2 protein-coding genes and 1 pseudogene are annotated in these 1928 nt (G+C 69.5%); all 3 read right to left on the bottom strand.

The genetic code is table 11. From position 1 onward, the window contains the following. Window positions 1-277 (bottom strand): annotated as a pseudogene (locus tag I53_RS22810) (phosphonate ABC transporter, permease protein PhnE); the annotation flags it as partial. Then, on the bottom strand, window positions 274-1155 hold the full coding sequence (phnE, locus tag I53_RS22805; protein ID WP_043355022.1) for a phosphonate ABC transporter, permease protein PhnE: 882 nt from the start codon (window positions 1153-1155) through the stop codon (window positions 274-276). The gene phnE and the pseudogene I53_RS22810, both read right to left, overlap by 4 nt. A 16-nt stretch (window positions 1156-1171) precedes the next feature. After that, window positions 1172-1928: phosphate/phosphite/phosphonate ABC transporter substrate-binding protein (gene phnD / locus I53_RS22800; protein WP_043355021.1), on the bottom strand; the 757-nt coding region annotated here is incomplete at its 5' end.

Here is a 1928-nt window from a genome sequence, read left to right as displayed (position 1 = left end):
CCCGCGCGTGCAGGAAGGTCCAGAACTGGCCCTCCGGGGACGGCGGTAGCATCAGCACCGCGAAGGTACCGAGCCGCCCGAGCCCGTGGAGGATCCGCGCCATCGAGAAGTCGAGGCGCCAGTAGCCGAACGCCGCGAGCCCGATCAGGACGGCGAGCAGGGCGGCGAGCCGCGCCCGCCCCGGCCAGTCGGTGCGGAACTGCGCGGGGTAGCGCGCGCGCAGGCGGGCGAGGTCGGCCCGGGCCGCCGCCCGCAGAGCCTCGGGACGCGGGCTCATCGGGCCTGCTCCGCGCCGATCAGGCGGTGACGGACCCGCTCGGTGGCGAGGTCGATGCAGAACACGGTCAGGATGATCAGCACGAGGATCGCGCTCACGTCCGCGTAGTAGAAATTGCGGATCGCCACGAGGAATTCCTGGCCGATGCCGCCGGCGCCGACGAAGCCCATCACCCCGGCCCCGCGCACGTTGATCTCGAAGCGCAGCAGCGCGTAGGAGGCGAAGTTCGACAGCACCTGCGGCAGCACCGCGAAGCGCACCGTCTGGACCCAGGTTGCGCCCGAGGCCGACAGGCCCTCGACGGGCCGCATGTCGATGTTCTCGACCACCTCGGAGAACAGCTTGCCGAGCGCCCCCGTGGTGTGGATCGCGATGGCGAGCACGCCCACCATCGGGCCGAGCCCGAAGGCGATCACGAAGATCAGGGCGAACACCACCTCGGGGACGGTGCGGCACAATTCCAGGAGGCGCTTGGCGCCGACGCGCAGCAGGCGCGACCGCACGAGGTTGGCGGCGGCCACGAAGCTGAGGGCGAAGCCCGCGAGCCCCCCGAGCAGCGTCCCGAGATAGGCCATGAGCAGGGTCTCGCCCAGCAGGCCCAGCCATTTGGGCAGGCCCCAGTACCAGCTGCGGACGTCCTCGAGCGGATGCTCGAGGCTGATCGGCGGCAGGATCTGCTGGATGTAGGCGGTGAACTTGCCGATGTTCTCGGCGAAGACCAGCGGCCGCACCTCGGCGACCAAGCCGGCGACCAGGGCGAGCGCCGCCACAAGGGCGAAGCCCGCCAGCGTGCGGCGGCGCGCAGCGCCGGTCGCCGCCGCGTAGAGGCCGGAGAGGGCGGCTTCCCGCTCCGGCGACAGGGGTGTCAGACCGCGCAAGGCGGGCGGGCCCGGATCAGGACTTCCGGCGCTGCTCGTCGTTGAACCGCAGCATGTCGATGATCGGCTGATAATCCTTGAGGGTCACCGGCGTCAGATCCTGATCCTTGCCGTCGGAGAGACGGTCGAAGGCGGCCTTGTCGGCCTTCGGCAGGGCCACGAAGGCGTCGCGGATCTTGGCCTTCAGGTCGTCCGGCAGGCTCGTCAGCATGGCGAAGGGCCCCTCCGGCAGGAAGTCGGACTTGAACACGACCCGGAAGTCCGATTGCTGCATCGGCGTGCCGTCGGGCTTCTTGAGCATGCCCTTGGCGGCCATGCGGGTGACCATCGTGTCGGTCTCGGAATTCCACAGGTTGGCGGCGGCGTCGGCCGTGCCCTGGGTGAGCGCCAGCACGGCGTTCTCGTGGCTGCCCGCGTAGAAGGTCTTGCCGAAGAACTTCTCCACGTCGTAGCCGGCCCGCTTCAGGAAGAAGCGCGGCGCCTGGTTGCCGGAGGTGGAGTTCGGATCGACCAGGGCGAGGTTCTTGCCCTTGAGATCCTCGACGGTCTTGTAGGGGCTGGAGGCCAGAACGTAGACCACCGAATAGTAGCCCGAGGCGCCGGTCTCGTGCTTTTGGTTGACGATCGGCTCGATCTTCACGCCGGTCATCACGGCCCGCGCGAAGGAGGCCGGTCCGTACCACGCGATCTGGATGTTGCCGGCCCGCTGGCCCTCGATCACGGCGGCGTAGTCGCTCGCCACCCGCAGCTTCACCGGCACGCCGAGCGTCTTG

The organism is Methylobacterium sp. B1 (assembly GCF_000333255.1).
GTDB lineage: Bacteria > Pseudomonadota > Alphaproteobacteria > Rhizobiales > Beijerinckiaceae > Methylobacterium > Methylobacterium fujisawaense.
Note: the sequence above shows the minus strand (reverse complement) of the source record. Positions and strands in the feature narration are given on the sequence as shown.